This is a genomic window from Enterobacter sp. CPE_E1241 (assembly GCF_045618265.1).
GTDB classification, from domain to species: Bacteria; Pseudomonadota; Gammaproteobacteria; order Enterobacterales; family Enterobacteriaceae; genus Enterobacter; species Enterobacter adelaidei.
The window spans coordinates 616169-631825 of the sequence record NZ_JBIWYV010000001.1; the positions used below are offsets into that span (position 1 = coordinate 616169).

Consider the following 15657-nt stretch of genomic DNA (forward strand, 5'->3'; position numbering starts at 1 on the left):
GTTGAGCGGGGGTTAAGAGAGGTGGGCAGGAATAACGATCTGGCGCGGCTCAGTTCGCCCGTTGATCTGCTCGATCAGCTGTGTGGCGGCCTGTCTGCCGGACTCGGCGTAGCCCGGGTCGACTGTAATAATTTCCGGGTGCAAAAACTTCATCAGCGGCGTGCTGCCGACGCTCGCGACCTGCAGATCGTCGATGCCCTGTTCCTGCAAATATTTGCTCGCACCCAGCGCCAGGGTATCCGTGGCACACACCAGCGCGGTGGTCTGCGGCGTCAGGACGCTGGCGACCTGCTCGTAGCCCTGCTTCATCCCCAGCCCCGGCAGGGAGGCCACGGCAGAGAGGTTGTGCTTTTTGCAAAATGCCAGGTAGGCTTCGTGGCGACGCTTGCCGGTAGTGACGTCCGCGTGCGGCACGCCGAGGAAACTAATGTGGCGATGACCTTTATCGAATAGTCGCTGCATCAGGGTGATAATCGCGCCTTCGTCGTCATAACAAACGGAGGCAAAACCGTTGGCATCGCGCGCCAGCAGCACCAGCGAAGGCTGCCAGGGTTTCAGTATCTCTTCCTGAATGCCGGTAAAACCAAACAGCACCACGCCGTCAATGTTGCGTCGCTGAAGCATCCCCAGATGCTCTTCAACCAGTTGGGGAGAGAACTGGCTCTCCATCATGATCGGATCGTAGCCTTGTTCATAGAAGGCGGGCAGCATGGTCTGAACGGCGAGATTTTCCGACAGCGAATCCAGACGCGAAACAATAATGGCCACCACCTTGTCACTCTGTCCCCGCATGGCACGCGCAGAGCGGGAAGGGGAAAAACCGTGCTGATTCATCACCGCCTCAACGCGCTCGCGAGTACGCTCGCTGACGCCACTTTCGTTGTTCAGCACGCGCGACACGGTGGATTTCCCCACGCCGCTTAAACGCGCGATGTCTTTAATCGTAAGGCGGTTCTGCATGCTGTATTCCCTGTAACAACAACAAAGTGGTTAATTGAGCCTAATGACTGAGCACAATTTCGCTATGGGCAAAGTCTGGTTTACGTTCGGTTTATTTGCAGGGGGGTATAATACCGCCCGAATCATCACAAAGGGTACGCTTAAATCCTTATACTGCGCGGCGACACCCTGTTTTTTACTTACCGGAGGCTTCATGGATCCCGATCCCACACCTCTCCTGAACGGGAGAAGACGTTCTTTCCGGTAAGCCAGCCTTTTGCTGTCTCACCGGCGTGAGGCAGCAACGTCATAAACGTTCCTGCTTGAAAAATTGAGTGCCTCTCAGGTACGGCCTTGCCACGCCTGAAGGAAATGCTGCGTCCGCGTTTGCGGATGTGGAGGAATGACTATGTTGAAAAATATTACCCGGCAACTACAGGCCCTGTTAAGCCGCCACCTGCCACATCGCCTGGTTCAGCGCGACCCGCTGCCCAATGCCAAAAACATGGCTGGCGCGGCGATCCCCGCTTCTCTGACCGAGCGCTGCCTGAATGTGGCAGCAATGGATGAAAACGAAGTCTGGCGCGCCTTTGGCGGACACCCGGAAGGGCTGAATGCGGCCGAAGTGGAAAAAATCCGCGCCGTGCATGGCGATAACCAGATCCCGGCGCAAAAACCGTCTCCGTGGTGGGTGCATCTGTGGCTCTGCTACCGCAACCCCTTCAACCTGCTGCTGACCGTTCTCGGCATCATCTCTTATGCCACGGAAGATCTGTTTGCCGCAGGCGTGATTGCCCTGATGGTGGGGATCTCCACGCTGCTGAACTTTATTCAGGAAGCCCGGTCCACCAAAGCGGCGGATGCCCTGAAGGCGATGGTCAGTAACACCGCGACAGTCTCGCGCGTGATTAACGATCTCGGCGAAAATGCCTGGGTGGAACTGCCCATCGACCAGCTGGTGCCGGGCGATCTGGTGAAGCTTGCCGCAGGGGATATGATCCCGGCGGATTTACGCATCATCCAGGCACGCGATCTGTTCGTCGCGCAGGCCTCCCTGACCGGGGAATCCCTGCCTGTGGAAAAGGTGGCGCGCAGCCGCGACCCGCAGCAGATGAACCCGCTCGAGTGCGATACCCTGTGCTTTATGGGCACCACGGTGGTGAGCGGCACCGCGCAGGCGATTGTCACCGCTACCGGGGGTAATACCTGGTTTGGTCAGCTTGCCGGGCGCGTCAGCGAGCAGGAGAGTGAACCCAATGCCTTCCAGAAAGGGATTGGTCGCGTCAGCATGCTGCTGATCCGCTTTATGATGGTGATGACGCCGATCGTACTGCTGATCAACGGCTACACCAAAGGTGACTGGTGGGAAGCGGCGCTGTTTGCGCTCTCCGTGGCCGTCGGCTTAACGCCGGAAATGCTGCCGATGATCGTCACCTCTACGCTGGCGCGTGGGGCGGTGAAGCTCTCTAAACAGAAAGTGATCGTTAAACACCTCGACGCCATTCAAAACTTTGGCGCAATGGACATTCTCTGCACCGATAAAACCGGCACCCTGACGCAGGACAAAATCGTGCTGGAGAACCACACCGATATCTCCGGTAAAACCAGCGAGCGTGTCCTGCACAGCGCGTGGCTGAACAGCCACTACCAGACCGGGCTGAAAAACCTGCTCGACGTCGCGGTGCTGGAAGGGGTGGATGAAGAGTCTGCCCGCACGCTCTCTGGCCGCTGGCAGAAGGTGGATGAGATCCCGTTCGACTTCGAGCGCCGCCGTATGTCGGTGGTGGTGAGCGAGCAGGCGGATGTCCATCAGCTGATCTGCAAAGGTGCGCTGCAGGAGATCCTGAATGTGTCAACGCAGGTGCACTATAACGGTGACATCGTGCCGCTGGACGACACCATGCTGCGCCGCATCAAGCGCGTCACAGACAACCTGAACCGCCAGGGGCTGCGCGTGGTGGCGGTAGCGAGCAAGTTCCTGCCAGCCCGCGAGGGGGATTATCAGCGTATTGACGAATCCGATCTGATCCTCGAGGGCTACATCGCCTTCCTCGATCCGCCGAAAGAGACCACCGCACCGGCGCTGAAAGCGCTGAAGGCGAGCGGGATTACCGTGAAAATCCTCACCGGGGACAGCGAACTGGTGGCGGCGAAAGTGTGCCACGAAGTGGGGCTGGACGCGGGTGATGTGGTGGTGGGGAGCGATATTGAGCATCTCTCCGACGACGAACTGGCAAAACTGGCGCAGCACACCACGCTGTTTGCCCGCCTGACGCCGATGCACAAAGAACGTATTGTCACCCTGCTGCGTCGTGAAGGTCACGTGGTAGGCTTTATGGGCGATGGCATCAACGATGCACCCGCCCTGCGAGCAGCGGATATTGGCATCTCCGTGGATGGTGCGGTGGATATTGCCCGTGAAGCGGCCGACATCATTCTGCTGGAAAAGAGCCTGATGGTGCTGGAGGAAGGGGTTATCGAAGGGCGTCGTACTTTTGCGAATATGCTCAAGTACATCAAAATGACCGCCAGCTCCAACTTCGGAAACGTCTTCAGCGTGCTGGTGGCGAGTGCATTTTTGCCGTTCCTGCCAATGTTGCCGCTGCATCTGCTGATCCAGAACCTGATGTACGATGTGTCTCAGGTGGCGATCCCGTTTGATAACGTGGACGACGAGCAGATCCAGAAGCCACAGCGCTGGAACCCGGCCGATCTGGGGCGCTTTATGCTGTTCTTTGGCCCGATCAGCTCCATCTTTGACATCCTGACCTTCTGCCTGATGTGGTTTGTGTTCCATGCCAACACGCCGGAACACCAGACGCTGTTCCAGTCTGGCTGGTTTGTGGTGGGGCTGCTGTCGCAGACGCTGATTGTGCATATGATCCGCACGCGCCGCATTCCGTTCATCCAGAGCCGTGCCGCGTGGCCGCTGATTGTGATGACGGGGATTGTGATGGCGCTTGGGATCGCGCTGCCGTTCTCGCCGCTGGCGAGCTACCTGCAGCTGCAGGCGCTGCCGCTGAGCTACTTCCCATGGCTGGTGGCGATCCTTGCGGGTTACATGGTACTGACGCAGATGGTGAAAGGATTCTACAGCCGTCGGTATGGATGGCAGTAACGGCAAGCCCGGTGGCGCTGCGCTTACCGGGCCTACGATCCGAACGTAGGCCCGGTAAGGCGAAGCCGCCACCCGGCAGCTGGCTTTCCTCTCAAATTCAACAACCTGTGATCTCCGTCGGCGCATTCGCTTGACGACAAATTGAGCGCATGTTAACAGAATGTTTTGCCTTTATTTGGCCCGTCAGATAAGGAACATTCATGTTACGGTACAGTCTCTTAACCGCCGGGCTGATGCTCGGCTTCTCTGCGTTTGCCGCCCCGGCAGGCGATCTCCCCCTGATGCCCTGGCCTGCAAAGGTCGAACGCCCGACAACCCAGGGCACGCTGGTGCTCAGCAACAACGTTTCCATTAGCGTTAGCGGGGACGATCTCGGTGACGCCGTCAACCGCCTTCGCCAGCGCATCGCTCTGCAAACGGGCTGGACGCTCCAGCCGCAGGCTGAAAAGCCGGAAAAACCGACCATCCGCATTGCCATCGCCAGAAAAGTGAAGCCCCAGCCGCTGCCGGACAGCGACGAAAGCTATAAGCTCACGGTGGATGCCAGCGGCGTCGATATCTCCGCCAACACCCGTTTCGGCGCATTGCGCGCCATGGAAACCCTGCTCCAGCTGATGCAGAACGGCGCGGAAAACACCTCGCTGCCGTGGGTTGCCATTGAAGATTCGCCACGCTTCCCGTGGCGCGGGCTGCTGCTCGATTCGGCGCGTCACTTTATTCCACTGCCGGATATCAAGCGCCAGATCGACGGTATGGCTGCCGCAAAACTTAACGTATTGCACTGGCACCTGACCGACGATCAGGGCTGGCGCTTCAGCTCGACGCGCTATCCAAAGCTCACTCAGCTTGCCAGCGACGGGCTGTTTTACACGCCTGAGCAGATGCGCGAGGTCGTTCGCTATGCGACCGAGCGCGGTATTCGCGTGGTGCCAGAGATCGACATGCCGGGCCACGCGTCGGCCATTGCCGTGGCCTATCCGGAACTGATGAGCGCGCCGGGGCCATACAAAATGGAGCGTAACTGGGGCGTGCTGAAGCCGGTGCTGGATCCCACTAAAGACGCAACCTATGTCTTTGCTGATGCGATGGTCAGCGAACTGGCAGCGATCTTCCCCGATCCGTATCTGCATATCGGTGGTGATGAGGTGGATGACAGCCAGTGGAAAGCGAACCCGACCATTCAACAGTTTATGCGCGACCACAGGCTGGCGGACAGCCACGCATTGCAGGCGTATTTCAACCGCAAGCTGGAGACGATCCTTGAAAAACATCACCGTCAGATGGTCGGCTGGGACGAGATCTACCACCCGGATCTGCCAAAAAGCATTCTGATCCAGTCCTGGCAGGGGCAGGACGCGCTGGGGCAGGTGGCACAAAGCGGCTACAAAGGTATTCTCTCGACGGGCTTCTATCTCGACCAGCCTCAGTCCACGGCCTATCACTATCGCAATGAAATCGTCCCACAGGGATTAAACGGTGTGGATGTGATTGTCGACACCGACAGCGTCCAGAGCTGGGCCTTCTCCATGCCGCGTCTGAAAGGTAAACCGGTAGAAGGGAGTTTCACCCTGGTGAAAGGGGAATCTGGCTGGCGCGGGTTTATTGATTTCGCCGGGAAATCCCGCCGCGCGGTGCAGGATATTGAATGGCGTGATGACAGCCAGGTGACGTTTACCGTCGATACCTGGATGGGCGAAACGCGGCCGGTTGTCTCCGTTGAAAACGATAAGCTGAGCGGCTATTTCCTCGTGGGGAATACGCGCTACCCGATTAGCGGCACGCGTCTGGACGACGTGCCGAAAGGCATTCCACCTGTCGTGCCGGACGTAGCGAATCAGGCCAACCTGCTCGGCGGTGAAGCCGCGCTGTGGGCGGAAAACGTGGTGGCGCCGGTGCTGGATATCCGCCTGTGGCCGCGTACTTTTGCAGTGGCGGAGCGGCTGTGGTCCGCGCAGGACGTCAACGATGTCGACAACATGTATACCCGTCTGCAGGCAATGGACAGCTGGTCGACGGTATCGGTCGGGTTGCAGCAGCATACCCAGCAGCAGGTGCAGTTCACGCGGCTGGCGAACAATGCCGACACCTTGCCGCTGCAAATCCTCGCCCAGGCGGTAGAGCCGGCACAGTATTACACGCGTCAGCATCTGAAGTTCCAGGCCGGAAACTATCATCAGTTTGAGCCGCTTAACCGGTTCGCCGATGCGCTGAACGCCGAAAGTTCCACCGTGCGCCAGATGAACAAATGGGCTGACCGTCTGGTCAGCGATGCAGAAGACACGGAAAGTGCTGACGCGCTGCGTCACGTCTTCAACCGCTGGCAGAGCAACACCAGCGATGCGCTGGCATTAAGCGAAAATAGCTACCAGCTGAAGGCGATAAAACCGGTTATCCAGGAGGTGGACAAGCTTGCCTCCATTGGTCTGAGGTTGACGGATCTGGTGGCCCGTCAGGGGACGCTGGATGATAAAGAGATCGCGTCGATTCAACGCGAGCTGGATAACGCGGCGAAAGTTCAGGATGAAGTGGTGATTGCGGCGGTTTATCCGCTGGAGACGCTGCTGCGCGCGACGCGCAATCAATAGCGGGCAACAAAAAAGGCAGCCAGGCTGCCTTTTTTATCGCAAAAGCGAATTAGCGACGAACGGCAATCGCTTCAATTTCGATTTTCACGTCTTTTGGCAGACGTGCAACTTCCACGCAGGAGCGCGCCGGGAATGTCGCGTTGTGCTCGGTGAAGAAGGCTTCGTAAGTGGCGTTAACGGTCGCGAAATCGTTAAGATCTTTCACGAAAACGGTGGTTTTCACGATATCGCCAACTTTCAGACCGGCAGATTCCACAATTGCCTGCACGTTCTCCAGCGACTGACGCGCCTGTGCCGCCACGTCTTCCGGCACAGCGCCGGTTTTCGGGTTCACCGGGATCTGGCCAGAGGTAATAATCATGCTACCCAGATCAACGCCCTGAACGTATGGGCCGATAGCCGCTGGTGCATTTTCCGTCGCGAGTACTTTGGTCATGATTTCTCCAGAATAACAGCTGATTAAATGTTCCCGGCCATTATAGGGAGGCCGGGATCCTTTACCAACCTCAATTAGTTGGCCAGCACCACATAATGAGAAAACTCTTTTTCGCAGTATTTGCATTTGAGTGCGATGTCATCAGCGCGTTTTTTCACTGCAAAACTGGAAGAAACCGGCTCAGCATGACTGATGCAGTTGCTGTTCGGACAGACCAGCACGCTTTCTATGCGCTCCGGCAGGCTCGGACGGGATTTGCCGACCACTTCATATTCGTCGATGCGGTTGACGGTGGCGTCCGGCGCGTACAGGGACAGCTGGTTCACCTGCTCGTCAGTCAGGAAGGTGTTCTCAATCTTGATCAGATCCTTACGACCCATTTCGCCTGACGGCAGGTTCAGGCCGATGGTGATGCGCTGGTCGGTTTCGGTCAGTTTGAACAGCGTCAGCAGCTTAAAGCCTACCTGTGCAGGGATGTGGTCAATCACGGTGCCACGCTTGATGGCTTCAACCTGGAGTTTGTTATCGTGTGTCATTGTCGTTTCCCCTTACAGAGCCAATTCGCGATTCAGAACCAGTGCCAGTAACGCCTGGCGAGCGAAAATGCCGTTCCCGGCCTGCTGGAAATACCAGGCGTGCGGCGTTTTATCCACGTCGGTGGTGATTTCATCAATACGCGGCAGCGGGTGCAGCACCTTCATGTTGTCGCGTGCGCCCTCAAGGTCGCTGGCGCGCAGCACGAACTGCGCTTTCACGTTGGCGTATTCGGACGGATCCAGACGCTCTTTCTGCACGCGGGTCATATACAGAATATCGACGTGGCTCATCACCTCTTCGATGCTCGCATGCAGGCTCCACTGAATGCCTTTCTCGTCCAGCATGTCGAGAATGTACTGCGGCATCGCCAGCGCGTCCGGGGCGATGAAGAAGAAACGGTTGCCGTTAAATTTCGCCAGCGCCTGGGTCAGCGAGTGAACGGTACGGCCATATTTCAGGTCGCCGACCATCGCGATGTTCAGGTTTTCAAGCGTGCCCTGGGTTTCCTGAATGGTGAACAGATCCAGCAGGGTCTGCGTCGGGTGCTGGTTGGCACCGTCACCGGCGTTTAGCACCGGAATGCCACCGGAAAACTCGGTCGCCAGACGCGCCGCCCCTTCTTGCGGATGGCGCATGACAATCGCGTCTACGTAAGTACTGATAACTGAAATGGTATCCGCCAGCGTTTCGCCTTTTTTACCCAGCGACGTGTTGCTGCTGTCAGAGAAGCCGACCACGCTCGCGCCCAGGCGGTGCATGGACGTTTCAAAGGAGAGGCGCGTACGGGTAGAGGCTTCGAAGAAGCAGCTCGCAATCACCTTGTGCTTCAGCAGCTCCGGTTGCGGATTAGCTTTCAGTTTTGCCGCGGTTTCCAGAACCAGTTCCAGCTCTTCGCGGCTGAGGTCGTTTATGGAAATGATGTGTTTTTGATAAAGCGGATTCATGTTTATCTCCTGACGCCGGGCAAAAAAAAGCCCCTCAAATGAGGGGCTCTGGGAATAGGTTTAGCAACGGGAAGAAAAACGGCAGGCCAGCGTCTGATTTCAGACGCGGTAAGACGTTATGTCGTACACGCTTGACCATGCTTCCTCCCGGCAAATTGTCGGGCATTATACGCACCCCGATTTTCGGATCAAGCGATTTAATGCACGCTTTACTCAATGCAAACGGTTCTTTGTGAATATTAATTCGTTCTGAGTAAATAATTAATTTGCTTATGCACCAGCGCGGTACGCTTCACCACCCGGGGGGCGACCCAGACGATACTGCTGCCTGCCACCACGCCTAAAATTTCCGGTAACTGGTGGTAATCCAGAATACGCGCCACCGCGCGGCCATATCCGGCGACAGTATGAATGAGGATAAACTCGCTATTGTGCTCCACGCTCACCACCATTTCAGAAACGGTACGCGCGGCATCGGGGGCAGGGCGCAGTTGGGGATTCAACGAATAAATCTTTAGCCCTTTGGCATTTCGAATTTTTATGACGCCGAGCAATTTCAGCAGACGCGAAACGGTCGACTGGCTGATGCTGTCAAACCCTCTCTCCTGCAGGTCGCGGCGAATTTCTTCCTGTGAAAGATAGCTCTTTTCGGCGATCAGACGCTGGCACACCGTTAGCTGCAGTTGTTCTTTGGGAGAGTACGCTTCGTAATCCATCATGTTTCCCATATTAGTTCCTGAAATAACCGGTGGCACTGCACCGATCCGTAGGCCGGATAAGCGCAGCGCCATCCGGCAAATCACAACAAGGCACCCAGGCTTAGCGCCACCATAATCACCACCGTCAGGATCGCCAGCAGCGGCGCAACCCATTTCAGGTAGCGCACGTAAGGCACACGGGCGATAGCCAGCCCGCCCATCACCACCGCTGAGGTTGGCGTGACCAGGTTAACGATGCCGGAGGCCGACTGGTAAGCCGTAACTACCAGGTCGCGGTTGACGTTAGCGAAATCGGCTAGCGGTGCCATGATCGGCATCGTCAGTACGGCCAGGCCGGATGAAGAAGGCACAAGAAACGACAGAACAACTTCCAGCCAGTACATCACGTTGATAAACGCCACCGTGGACAACCCGCTGACCAGACCTTCCGCGCTGTGCAAAATGGTGTGGGTAATCATGCCCTTATCCATGATGACTACGATACCGCGCGCAATGCCGATAATCAGCGCGACACCCAGCAAATCTCGCGCACCGTTGATAAAGGTTGAGGTAAGCTCCTCTTCACTCATACGGGCGATAAGCCCCACGATGATGGCGCTGGCGAGAAACACCGCCGAGATCTCTGCCATCCACCACCCCAGCACCGCCACACCGTAGATCATCACCGCGAAGGCGAGGGCGAAGATCACCAGAATGATTTTGCGCACCGGGGTAAATTCCAGCGACTGTTCACCCTTGTTGCCGAGGAAATGGGCGCGGTTCTCTTCCTGTTTGTCTGCGACGATAGAGAGAGACGGATCCTGACGAACTTTACGGGCGTAGCGCATCACCCATGCCACGCAGATGACCCAGCCGATGACCAGCAGCGCCACGCGCAGGGCAATACCGTGGGTGAAGGGGATCCCGGCGGCGTTGGCGGCGATCACCGTGGCAAACGGGTTAATGGTGGAACCGAGCGTGCCGATCCCCGCCCCGAGCAGCACGGTAGAGGCGGCAACCACCGGATCAAAACGGGCGGCCAGCATGACGGGCACCAGCAAGGTATAGAAAGGCAGTGACTCTTCGGCCATGCCGTAGATCGTGCCGCCTGCGGCAAACAACGCCATCAGGATCGGGATCATCCACTCTTCGCGTCCGCGCAGGCGGGTCGTCACACGTTCGATCCCGGCGTCAATCGCCCCGGTTTTGGTGACGATCCCGAGGAATCCCCCGATGATCAGGATAAACAGCGCCACGTCGATCGCCCCGGCCTGACCGGAAACGGGATCGTACAGCCCGGCGATGGGGGCCATCAGGACGGAAACCAGCCCCTGCGGGTGCGCCGCCACGTGCGCGTACGTTCCGGCAATCGGGACTTCTTTGCCAAGGGTTTCATTCATCGCCATCTGGTACTGACCGGCCGGAACAACCCAGCTCAGCGCCGCCACAACGGCAATCAGAAAAAAGAGAATGGTGTAAGCGGAGGGAAACTTGAACTTGCCCATGATGTTCTCCTGAACCCGGCGCACCCCGTGGTGCGCCGGGCGGTGATTAGTCGCCGAGTGTCGCCACCATGACCGCTTTAATGGTGTGCATGCGGTTTTCTGCTTCGTCAAAGACGATAGAGTTCGGTGATTCAAAGACCTCTTCCGTCACCTCAAGCCCTTTCAGGCCGTAAGCCATCTCAATTTCACGGCCCACTTTGGTGTGCTCGTTGTGGAACGCCGGCAGGCAGTGCATGAACTTGACGTTCGGGTTGCCAGTGGCTTTCATCACCTGAGCATTAATCTGGTAAGGCTTCATCAGGCTGACGCGCTCGGCCCATGCCTCTTTCGGTTCACCCATGGAGACCCACACGTCGGTGTAGAGGAAATCGGTCCCCTGAACGCCTTCTTCCACGTCGTCGGTGAGGGTGATGCGCGCGCCAGTCTCTTTGGCGATGGCGCGGCACTGCTCAACCAGCCCCGCCTCCGGCCAGAAAGATTTCGGTGCCACGAGGCGGATATCCATCCCCATCTTGGCCGCGCCAACCATCAGAGAGTTGCCCATGTTGTTCCGCGCGTCACCCAGATAGGCAAAGCTCAGCTCCGGCAGGGTTTTCCCTGGCGCATGCTCCAGCATGGTCATCAGGTCAGCGAGGATTTGGGTCGGGTGAAACTCGTCGGTCAGACCGTTCCACACCGGTACGCCAGCGTACTCGCCCAGCTCCTCGACAATCGCCTGGCCGTAGCCGCGATACTCAATGCCGTCGTACATGCGGCCCAGCACGCGGGCGGTGTCTTTCATCGACTCTTTATGGCCGATCTGCGATCCGCTTGGGCCGAGATAAGTGACCTGTGCGCCCTGGTCAAACGCGCCGACTTCAAAGGCACAGCGGGTGCGGGTGGAGGTTTTTTCAAAGATCAGGGCGATGTTTTTCCCGACCAGGGTTTGCTTTTCACGTCCGGCTTTTTTGGCGGCCTTGAGTTCGATGGCAAGGTCGATCAGGAACTGGATTTCTGCCGGGGTATAGTCCAGCAGTTTCAGGAAGTTGCGGTTTTTCAGGTTGATGGTCATGGGTAAATCCTTTTTGAAATTTGAATTAGTTGCGAATCAACGTGCCTTTCTCGCCCGCGAGGATCTCCGCGCCGTCAGCCAGCGCGCCGATCCCGGCAATCCCGTTGCAGGTTTCAACAAACTCGCGGCAGGCGGCCACTTTTGGTCCCATCGATCCGGCGTCGAACTGCATGCCTCTGAGCAGTTCCGGTGTTACCTGTGCCAGCGGACGCTGGGTCGGTTTGCCCCAGTCGAGATACACCGCGTCGGCATCGGTCAGGATCAGCAGGGCATCGGCTTCGATCTGGCGCGCCAGCAGCGCGGCAGAGAGGTCTTTGTCGATCACCGCCTCAATGCCGTGATAGCCGTTGGCGTTTTCCACCACCGGAACCCCGCCGCCGCCGTTGCAGATCACCAGGTGATCGCGCTGGATAAGCGCCGTAATCGCGTCGCTCTCGACGATGCGTTTGGGTTGCGGGGAGGGAACGACGCGGCGGAAGTAGCTGCCGTCGGCCTTAAACACCCAGCCTTTTTCCGCGGCCAGCGTTTTCGCCTGAGCTTCGCTGTAAACCGGGCCGATATATTTGGTCGGGTTGCGGAACGCTGGGTCGGCGGCATCCACCTCTACCTGGGTGAGCAGCACGCTCACTTCGCGCTGAGGAAGATTGTTTTTCAGCGCCTGCTGGAGCATGTAGCCGATCATCCCCTGACTTTCGGCGCCGAGAACGTCCAGCGGGTAGGGCGTGACTTTGTCATAGGCGCTGTTCTGCAGCGCCAGTAGCCCGACCTGCGGGCCGTTGCCGTGAACCAGTACCACGCGCCACTGCGCCGTCAGCCCGGCGATGGTGCGGGCGGCCTGCTCAATGTTCTGGCGCTGTATCTCCGCTTCCAGCGGTTCGCCGCGTTTCAGTAACGCGTTACCGCCAAGCGCCACAACCAGAGTGGGTTTTCGTTCCATGATGACTCCTTTAAATTCCGTCACGTTCCAGTGGGCAACTCATGCAGCGCGCGCCGCCGCGACCGCGTCCGAGTTCGTCACCTGGGATCGGCAGCACGGTGATGCCCGCTTTGTCGTATTTCTCGTTGGTCCAGACGTTGCGCTCGTAGCCAATCACCACGCCCGGGCGGATGGTCAGAACGTTATTGGCGTCGTTCCACTGTTCACGTTCGGCCTCAAAGGCATCGCCGCCGGTGGTGATCAGGCGCACCTGGTTAATGCCGAGGGCTTTTTCGATGGCGTGGAGCAGGTCGGTTTCCTGAGTACGCAGCAGACCGCCGCGTCCGTCCGGGGTGAGCGTCCAGCACTGGGCATCTTTGCGCACCACTTCCGGGTAGACGGAGAAGGTGTCCACGTCGATGTGGGTCATCACGGTGTCGAGGTGCATGCAGGAGCGGTGTTTTGGCAATTCAACGGCGATCACGCGCTCGGCCTGGCGGTGTTTGAACAGGCTATTAGCAAGGAATTCCACACCCTGTGGCGTTGTGCGCTCTGACATGCCGATTAATACCGCGCCGCGTCCAATCACTAATACGTCACCACCTTCTAATGTCGCGTGATCGTAATTAATATTCTCGTCGCCGAAATATTTAATAAAATCACCGTCGGCAAACGCAGGATGCCAGCGATAAATGGCTCGCAGGTTATTGGTTTCACGCTGGCGAGCCGGTTTAGCCATTGGGTTAATGGACACGCCGTTATAAATCCAGCAGGAAGTATCGCGGGTAAATAAATGGTTAGGCAGCGGCTTCATAATAAAATCATTCGCCGTGTGGGTATCCACCACCATATTTTTAATGGCTGCCGGAATTTCACCGTAGGTTAATCCGCCGCTTAACCGGCGCGCCAGTTCACGGTGCGGCATATCCGCCAGCCAGCCGCGCACATCACCTGCAAAGGTTGGCCCGAGGCGGTAGTCAGAGATTTGGGTTTCGAGAAGCCAGGCTTTTGCTTCTGCAATATCAAGCGTTTGAGTGAGAAGGTCGGTCAACAGCAGGACTTCCACACCCTGCTCGCGCAGTGTGTTTGCGAAAATATCATGCTCTTCACCCGCCCGTTCAACCGAGAGCACATCATCGAAGAGTAATTCCTGACAGTTCGACGGCGTTAAACGTTTCAGACTTAAATTTGGACGGTGCAGCATAACGCTACGCAATTGACCAATTTCAGAACCGACATAATGCTTTTCCATAATTATTCCTTTAACTGTTTTTCAGAATAAAAAGGGCATGCGCCATGTGATGTAATTATTTCCATGGCGGCTAAGCTCAATTGATTTCGAGGTTCATACTAGGCGGTTAAATAATCCGTATTGTGATATTGCTCACGTGAAACCGGATATTAAGCGGTTTGTTTCCATTTGCATGATTCGCATCAGATAATGATTAATTGGATATAATTGCCGGGTGAATAGCTAAGCAGGATACGCTGGGGTTATTTGGATTTGTTATTATTTTGTGGAGTTTAATCATTTGAAATAATTTGTTATCTTGTTGATTTTAAATGAATAAAAATAATTAATGGAATGGCTATGCAGTATTAGCAATTAACTATTTTCAACTTAAGGAAAATCAATAAATAATTATGGGATTTAATAGCAAATTATCAAAATGATAAAGTGTGAGCCCGGAGAGAGTTTTGTTGTTAACGCCATACGATCAGTGAGTTAGCGATAGGGCGAGACCACGAAGATCTGAGGTTATGCATAACGACTGCATAAATGCCTGTGAGGGCTTAACAGCAAATTAACACATTTCCCGATAAACATGCGCTGGCGCAAAACCTGTCGTGAAAGCGGTGGTATGGCAGTGAGAATTCTCGTATAAAAGATGAAAGTGAAACGATGTTTTATATTGAGGGTTTGTTTATGATTATCGGCAACATCCGCCGTCTGCAATCCTGGCTCCCTGACGAATTGCGCCAGGCCATTGAGCACGTTAAAGCCCACGTCAACGACGCCACTCCGCTGGGCAAGCACGATATCGACGGCAACAACCTGTTTTATCTGGTCTCGGAAGACATGACCCAGCCGTTCGCCGAGCGCCGCGCCGAGTACCACGCACGCTATCTGGACATCCAGATCATTATGAAGGGGCAAGAAGGGATGACCTTCAGCACTCTGCCGCACGGCACACCGGACACAGACTGGCTGGCGGATAAAGACATCGCGTTTCTGCTGGAAGGTGAGCAGGAGAAAACGGTGGTGCTGAGCGAAGGGGATTTTGTGGTGTTCTGGCCGGGCGAAGTGCATAAACCGCTGTGCGCGGTGGGGGCACCTGCTAAGGTGCGTAAAGTCGTTGTGAAGATTCTGGTGGAGTAAGACCCTCACCCAGGGTTTTGTACGCCGGGTAAGCGCAGCGCCACCCGGCAAGAAGATCGTACCGAATCAGTATTATTGTCAGTACGTCGTTTGGCTCATTTCGTGGTAGCCAGATTTCTTGAAAAATCCGCATTTGAAACCGACTGTACCTTCCATAAGTTGTTTTCTTTAACCATGCAGTCTATGACTACGTGGTCCTGCTTTTTACCGAATGCAATGTATACGTTGACACAGACTGGATCGGTATCCCCAGCTATGGCTGTTACATTCTGCGGCCAGTCATCGCCGACGTATTGCGCTTTTAAAAATATATCTGCCTCGTAAAACTCTTCGTCTGCATAGCGAGGATCCTGCGCGTGACGGAGTTTTTTCATTGTTGATGCTGTGACATATTTATCTATTTCGTTTCCATCAGTGATCGGAAATGCATCTTTGTTGATTTGATTAACGTACCAGCTGTTAAATTTAACCGCACGCTCAATCGGATCAGAATGACCAGCCATCGCAGAGAAAGAAAATATGAAGAGAAGCGGTAAGATATTTTTCAT

14 protein-coding genes and 1 pseudogene are annotated in these 15657 nt (G+C 56.1%); 4 read left to right on the forward strand and 11 right to left on the reverse strand.

Features of this window, described 5'->3' with window-relative positions; translation table 11 throughout:
- Positions 1-12: 12 nt before the first annotated feature.
- On the reverse strand, positions 13-960 hold the full coding sequence (treR, locus tag ACJ9Y9_RS02945) for a trehalose operon repressor TreR (RefSeq protein ID WP_028016499.1): 948 nt from the start codon (positions 958-960) through the stop codon (positions 13-15).
- Between the two features lie 388 nt (positions 961-1348).
- Between treR and mgtA the strand changes: the two genes are divergently transcribed.
- The gene (mgtA, locus tag ACJ9Y9_RS02950) at positions 1349-4057 is read left to right on the forward strand and encodes a magnesium-translocating P-type ATPase (protein WP_032666757.1); all 2709 of its coding nucleotides are present in this window, start codon (positions 1349-1351) and stop codon (positions 4055-4057) included.
- A gap of 200 nt (positions 4058-4257) precedes the next feature.
- Positions 4258-6642, forward strand: coding sequence for a beta-N-acetylhexosaminidase (locus ACJ9Y9_RS02955; RefSeq protein ID WP_028016501.1), 2385 nt, complete (start codon positions 4258-4260; stop codon positions 6640-6642).
- A 49-nt stretch (positions 6643-6691) separates the two neighbouring features.
- Here the strand turns inward: ACJ9Y9_RS02955 and ridA are convergent, their stop codons facing one another.
- From ridA to ACJ9Y9_RS02975, 4 genes are all read right to left on the reverse strand, one after another.
- Entirely contained in the window at positions 6692-7078 is a 387-nt protein-coding gene (gene ridA / locus ACJ9Y9_RS02960; protein ID WP_014068687.1) for a 2-iminobutanoate/2-iminopropanoate deaminase, read from the reverse strand.
- 74 nt (positions 7079-7152) lie between these two features.
- Complete coding sequence (gene pyrI, locus ACJ9Y9_RS02965; protein WP_028016502.1) at positions 7153-7614, reverse strand: aspartate carbamoyltransferase regulatory subunit; 462 nt, start codon at positions 7612-7614, stop codon at positions 7153-7155.
- A 12-nt stretch (positions 7615-7626) separates the two neighbouring features.
- Positions 7627-8559, reverse strand: a complete 933-nt coding sequence (gene pyrB, locus ACJ9Y9_RS02970) for an aspartate carbamoyltransferase (RefSeq protein WP_025759900.1) — start codon at positions 8557-8559, stop codon at positions 7627-7629.
- 34 nt (positions 8560-8593) lie between these two features.
- Positions 8594-8698 carry a pyrBI operon leader peptide gene (locus ACJ9Y9_RS02975; protein ID WP_022646880.1) on the reverse strand — a complete coding sequence of 35 codons (105 nt, stop codon included), beginning with the start codon at positions 8696-8698 and terminating at the stop codon, positions 8594-8596.
- Between ACJ9Y9_RS02975 and ACJ9Y9_RS02980 the strand changes: the two are divergent.
- Positions 8678-8795, forward strand: a pseudogene (locus tag ACJ9Y9_RS02980) (hypothetical protein). The gene ACJ9Y9_RS02975 and the pseudogene ACJ9Y9_RS02980 sit on opposite strands and share 21 nt — an antisense overlap.
- Before the next feature lie 3 nt (positions 8796-8798).
- Here the strand turns inward: ACJ9Y9_RS02980 and ACJ9Y9_RS02985 are convergent.
- The 5 genes from ACJ9Y9_RS02985 to arcA all read right to left on the reverse strand — a co-directional run bounded on the left by ACJ9Y9_RS02985 (position 8799) and on the right by arcA (position 13981).
- Positions 8799-9278, reverse strand: coding sequence for an arginine repressor (locus ACJ9Y9_RS02985; RefSeq protein WP_028016503.1), 480 nt, complete (start codon positions 9276-9278; stop codon positions 8799-8801).
- Positions 9279-9358: 80 nt separating this feature from the next.
- Positions 9359-10762: a YfcC family protein gene (locus ACJ9Y9_RS02990; RefSeq protein WP_028016504.1), complete on the reverse strand. Its 1404-nt coding sequence runs from the start codon at positions 10760-10762 to the stop codon at positions 9359-9361.
- A gap of 46 nt (positions 10763-10808) precedes the next feature.
- Positions 10809-11813 (reverse strand): ornithine carbamoyltransferase, encoded by a 1005-nt coding sequence (gene argF / locus ACJ9Y9_RS02995; RefSeq protein WP_028016505.1) that lies wholly within the window; start codon positions 11811-11813, stop codon positions 10809-10811.
- A 25-nt stretch (positions 11814-11838) separates the two neighbouring features.
- A complete protein-coding gene (gene arcC, locus ACJ9Y9_RS03000; RefSeq protein WP_028016506.1) occupies positions 11839-12750 on the reverse strand; it encodes a carbamate kinase in 912 nt (303 codons plus the stop codon).
- A 10-nt stretch (positions 12751-12760) separates the two neighbouring features.
- Positions 12761-13981 (reverse strand): arginine deiminase, encoded by a 1221-nt coding sequence (gene arcA / locus ACJ9Y9_RS03005; protein WP_008501384.1) that lies wholly within the window; start codon positions 13979-13981, stop codon positions 12761-12763.
- A 675-nt stretch (positions 13982-14656) separates the two neighbouring features.
- Between arcA and ACJ9Y9_RS03010 the strand changes: the two genes are divergently transcribed.
- Positions 14657-15109, forward strand: a complete 453-nt coding sequence (locus tag ACJ9Y9_RS03010; RefSeq protein WP_407226056.1) for a YhcH/YjgK/YiaL family protein — start codon at positions 14657-14659, stop codon at positions 15107-15109.
- A gap of 95 nt (positions 15110-15204) precedes the next feature.
- On the opposite strand, the gene ACJ9Y9_RS03015 is transcribed toward ACJ9Y9_RS03010, so the two are convergent.
- Positions 15205-15657 carry a DUF3828 domain-containing protein gene (locus ACJ9Y9_RS03015; protein ID WP_028016508.1) on the reverse strand — a complete coding sequence of 151 codons (453 nt, stop codon included), beginning with the start codon at positions 15655-15657 and terminating at the stop codon, positions 15205-15207.

Coding starts and splice junctions, on each gene's coding strand:
- treR (WP_028016499.1), bottom strand. CDS start 960: ATGCAGAACCGCCTTACGATTAAAGACATCGCGCGTTTAAGCGGCGTG.
- mgtA (WP_032666757.1), top strand. CDS start 1,349: ATGTTGAAAAATATTACCCGGCAACTACAGGCCCTGTTAAGCCGCCAC.
- ACJ9Y9_RS02955 (WP_028016501.1), top strand. CDS start 4,258: ATGTTACGGTACAGTCTCTTAACCGCCGGGCTGATGCTCGGCTTCTCT.
- ridA (WP_014068687.1), bottom strand. CDS start 7,078: ATGACCAAAGTACTCGCGACGGAAAATGCACCAGCGGCTATCGGCCCA.
- pyrI (WP_028016502.1), bottom strand. CDS start 7,614: ATGACACACGATAACAAACTCCAGGTTGAAGCCATCAAGCGTGGCACC.
- pyrB (WP_025759900.1), bottom strand. CDS start 8,559: ATGAATCCGCTTTATCAAAAACACATCATTTCCATAAACGACCTCAGC.
- ACJ9Y9_RS02975 (WP_022646880.1), bottom strand. CDS start 8,698: ATGGTCAAGCGTGTACGACATAACGTCTTACCGCGTCTGAAATCAGAC.
- ACJ9Y9_RS02985 (WP_028016503.1), bottom strand. CDS start 9,278: ATGATGGATTACGAAGCGTACTCTCCCAAAGAACAACTGCAGCTAACG.
- ACJ9Y9_RS02990 (WP_028016504.1), bottom strand. CDS start 10,762: ATGGGCAAGTTCAAGTTTCCCTCCGCTTACACCATTCTCTTTTTTCTG.
- argF (WP_028016505.1), bottom strand. CDS start 11,813: ATGACCATCAACCTGAAAAACCGCAACTTCCTGAAACTGCTGGACTAT.
- arcC (WP_028016506.1), bottom strand. CDS start 12,750: ATGGAACGAAAACCCACTCTGGTTGTGGCGCTTGGCGGTAACGCGTTA.
- arcA (WP_008501384.1), bottom strand. CDS start 13,981: ATGGAAAAGCATTATGTCGGTTCTGAAATTGGTCAATTGCGTAGCGTT.
- ACJ9Y9_RS03010 (WP_407226056.1), top strand. CDS start 14,657: ATGATTATCGGCAACATCCGCCGTCTGCAATCCTGGCTCCCTGACGAA.
- ACJ9Y9_RS03015 (WP_028016508.1), bottom strand. CDS start 15,657: ATGAAAAATATCTTACCGCTTCTCTTCATATTTTCTTTCTCTGCGATG.